The sequence below is a fragment of the Paenibacillus sp. 598K genome, from assembly GCF_003851045.1.
Taxonomy (GTDB): domain Bacteria; phylum Bacillota; class Bacilli; order Paenibacillales; family Paenibacillaceae; genus Paenibacillus_D.
In genome coordinates this window covers 1-3,713 of record NZ_BFBX01000172.1, presented here as the reverse complement: position 1 = coordinate 3,713, position 3,713 = coordinate 1, and the positions used below count along the sequence as shown (strand labels likewise).

At 62.0% G+C, this 3,713-nt stretch carries 5 protein-coding genes; 2 read left to right on the top strand and 3 right to left on the bottom strand.

Features of this window, described 5'->3' with window-relative positions; all coding sequences use genetic code 11:
- On the bottom strand, positions 1–157 hold a 157-nt coding region (locus tag PA598K_RS33295; RefSeq protein ID WP_128661058.1), incomplete at its 3' end, for a toxin-antitoxin system HicB family antitoxin.
- Between the two features lie 9 nt (positions 158–166).
- Positions 167–1,042: an SPFH domain-containing protein gene (locus PA598K_RS33290; RefSeq protein ID WP_128661049.1), complete on the bottom strand. Its 876-nt coding sequence runs from the start codon at positions 1,040–1,042 to the stop codon at positions 167–169.
- Positions 1,043–1,172: 130 nt separating this feature from the next.
- Here PA598K_RS33290 and PA598K_RS33285 point away from each other — a divergent pair, with 130 nt between their 5' ends.
- Positions 1,173–1,925, top strand: a complete 753-nt coding sequence (locus PA598K_RS33285) for an ABC transporter ATP-binding protein (protein ID WP_260405744.1) — start codon at positions 1,173–1,175, stop codon at positions 1,923–1,925.
- An 18-nt stretch (positions 1,926–1,943) separates the two neighbouring features.
- Positions 1,944–3,158, top strand: coding sequence for an ABC transporter permease (locus tag PA598K_RS33280; protein ID WP_128661048.1), 1,215 nt, complete (start codon positions 1,944–1,946; stop codon positions 3,156–3,158).
- 2 nt (positions 3,159–3,160) lie between these two features.
- Here PA598K_RS33280 and PA598K_RS33275 read toward each other — a convergent pair.
- Positions 3,161–3,713: helix-turn-helix transcriptional regulator (locus tag PA598K_RS33275; RefSeq protein ID WP_128661047.1), on the bottom strand; the 553-nt coding region annotated here is incomplete at its 5' end.

Genomic DNA, 3,713 nt, shown 5'->3' with positions numbered 1-3,713 from the left:
GCAGGCCCTTGAGCCGACCTGACCGCCGCAGCGCGTCGCGCAGCAGGAACTCGATATGGGCGTTCACGCTCCGGAGCTCGTCGCTCGCCCACCGCTCGAGAGCCCGGTGCAGCTCGGGATCGAGGCGGAGCGGAAATGACTTCTTGCCCTTGCTCATCGTCTCCTGCTATCCGCTGTAGAGCGTCCCCGTATTCAAGACAGGGGTTGCGGCACGGTCGGATACGATGGAGACCATCAGATTGTTGACCATGGCTGCACGCCGTTCCCCGTCGAGCTCGATGCCCTTCTGCTCCAGCTCCCTGAGCGCGAGCTCGACCATGCCGACCGCACCCTCGACGATCAGCGCCCGCGCAGCGACGATGGCGCTCGCCTGCTGTCGCTGCAGCATCGCGCTGGCGATCTCCGGCGCATACGCCAGATGGGTCAGCCGCGTCTCGATCACCTCGACGCCGGCGACCCGCAGCCGGCTCTGCAGCGTCTGCATGAGCTCGGAGGCGACCTCGTCGGCATTGGCGCGCAGCGAGACGAGCTGCACCGTATTGAAGCTGTCATATGGGTATTGCGCTGCGATATGCCGGACTGCCGTCTCGCTCTGGATGGCTACAAACCGCTCGTAGTTGTCGACGTCGAAGGTCGCCTTGGCGGTATCGGTGACTCGGAAGACGACGACAGCGCCAATCTCCACCGGGTTGCCGTCGGCATCGTTGACCTTGAGCGTCTGGCTGTTGAAGTTGCGCACCTTCAGCGAGACGGTATGCTTCATCGTGAACGGTACGACCATCCACAGACCGTCCTTGACCACCGTGCCGATATAGCGGCCGAAGAAGGTGATGACCTGCGCTTCATTGGGCTTGACGATCGTCAGCGAAGTGACGCTGACCGCTGCGACGAGCAGCAGCAGCACGCCGAGTACGATCAGGGGCACCTCCTCGGGCGACGAGCGGAAGCCAAAGATGATGGCAGCGACGCCTCCGATCAGGAACAACAGGGACAGTAGCGAGGCCAAAAATCCGTTGACATGCCAAGCTTTCATTTCGTTCATGGGGCACCTCGTTTGCATTTTTGATATGAATGTAATATCTTTATGATATCACTATTAACAAATAAAAGCAATTTTCCTGAAACCATTGAAATCCCCGTTGCGTATAGCTTGGTTATAAGGAGTGGAGCAGATGGACAACGAGAACAAGAACATGCTGAAGACGAGCATCGAGCCGCAAACGGATTACGTGCTGCGGGTGGCAATACAGCAAGCGGGGTACGATCAAGCCGCCTCGGTCATTCGGGATATCGCCTTCGACGTACGGCCTGGAGAGATGATCGGACTGATCGGGCCCAACGGCGCAGGCAAGAGCACCACGATCAAAACGTTGCTGGGGCTGCTGAAGTATGGTCAGGGACAGGTCGTCTTCGGGGGAGTGGCGGGGCGATACGGCTATGTGCCGGAGCAGCCGGTGCTGTATGAATATTTGACCTTGTGGGAGCATCTGCGGCTGGCGGCCGCTGCTTATGAGATGGACGAGGCGGATTTCACTGAGCGGGCGGAGCGGCTGCTGTCGCGGTTCCGGCTGTCCGAGGTGAAGGATCAGTACCCGGTGAAGTTCTCCAAGGGGATGAAGCAGAAGGTGATGCTGATCATTGGCTTCCTGCTGGAGCCGGACGTCTATATCGTCGATGAGCCGTTCGTCGGTCTCGATCCGCACGCGACCCGCGACTTCCTGGATATGCTGGAGGCGGAGCGGCAGCGGGGAGCGGGCATCCTCATGTGCACGCATGTCCTCGATACGGCCGAGCGCGTCTGTCAGGGGTTCGTGCTGATCAACAAGGGGGCGGTCGTCGCCCGCGGGTCGCTGGCCGACGTCCGCGTGCAGGCGGGCTGCGCGAGCGATGCGCTGCTGTTCGATTGCTTCCATGCGTTGACATAGAGGGGAGAGAGATCTGACATGATGAACCCGCAACAGCTCTTCGTCAGACGGCTGCGCCGCTATGCAACCGAGCAATACCAGGTGTGGCGCAGCGCGCTCGACTGGACGGTGTGGCTGTACCTGCTCGTGCCCGCCATCGTGATCGGCGGCGGGACGTACCGGGATATCTGGCTCTCGCCGCCGTCCTGGCTGCTGGAGCTGTCCTGGTGGTGGTATCCGTTAGTGCTGCTGCTCCCGCTCATCCTCGGGAGGCTGCGGACGTTCCAGGAGGAGGCGGATATCCTGTTCCTCGCGCAGCAGCAACACTGGCTGCGTCGGATCGTCGGACTGGGGATGATCTATACGATCATCGTCCAGTCGATCACGGTGCTGCTGATGCATCTGCTGATACTGCCTTACCTGGTGCAGGGTCTCGGTCTCTCCTGGGAGACGCTGCTGATCTGCGCGGGCTGGACAGTGGCGCTCCGACTGCTATGTACGCTCGCAGTCAATCTGGCGGATGCGCGGTGGACGGGCTGGAGGCGTTATACAGTGCATATACTGCTGTTGCTGGCGCTAATTCCGCTCTACGTCTATGGCATGCAGCAGTGGATGAGCCAGCCGGTCTGGGCCGGACTGCTCGGCATCGCTGCGGTTGCCGTTGTGCTGGTCTGGCTATGCCGCCGCAAGCTGGCCAGCCGCAGCAGCCTGTTCGCCGACATCGCCAGCGAGCGAGCCGCCAGACTGGCCAGCACGGAGCTGCTGCTCTCGCAAGCCTCGCCGCCCAAGCGGATCGGCCGTCTCAAGCAGCCGCTGGTGCTGCGACGCTCGCAGCGGCTCTTCCGCCGCTCGGATGCGGGGACGATGCTCGCTGAGCTGTACATCAAGTCCATGCTCCGCCAGTTTGGCTATGTGCGGCTTAACCTCGGCTTTTTCTCCTTCTCGATTACGGCTGTCGTGCTGACGCCGCTGTGGCTTGGCCTGGCGCTGCTCGTCGTCTTGCCGGTGATGGCGGGCTCATGGCAGCGCGCGCAGTGGAAGCAATGGTTCGACGAGGAGTTCGTCCGTCACTTCCGCTGGACCGACGAGCAGGCAGCGCAAGCCTTGGAGACGTCCAAGTTCTGGCTGTTGCTGCCGGGCGTGCTGGTGTTGGGGCTCGTCGCAGGCTTCAGCTTGATTGGATGGTGGGGAGGGCCGCTGGCGATGGCCGGCGCGGGGCTGGTCTGGCGGATGACGAGCAAGCTGCCGTTCTGAGTCTATTCCCCGGGGACGCGGCGGTCGATCGATTTGGACAGCCGTTGCTTGCGGTATTCCTTGGGCGACTGCCCCTCGAGCTTGTTGAACATCGACGTGAAATAATTGGAGTCGTTGAAGCCGACCGCTTGAGCGACCTCAAAAATTTTCATCTCGGTGCTGCCGAGCAGCAGCTTTGCTTTTTGCATCCGCAGCCCTTGCAAGTAACCGGTGACGCTGTCGCCGGTTTCTTTTTTGAACAGATGGCTAAAGTAGCTGGGGTTGAGATGCACATGGGCGGCTACCTCGGCCAGACCGCAGCCCTCCGCGTAATGGCTCTGCATATAGCGGATCGCCTGCGTGACGGGCGTGTCATTGTGCCTGGCGAGCCACTGGCGATGGGCCTCCAGGAAGGCGTCGATGCGCTGCTGCAGCCAGTCGGCGGCCTGCTCCGGCTCGTCGCAGCGATAGACGGCGTCCCAGGCGATGGCCTCTGCGGCGAGCGGCCATTCGGGGAATTGCGCGCGCACCAGGCGGTGCAGCGCCGTCGCCAGCAGCAGCGCCTCGCTCCTGGCC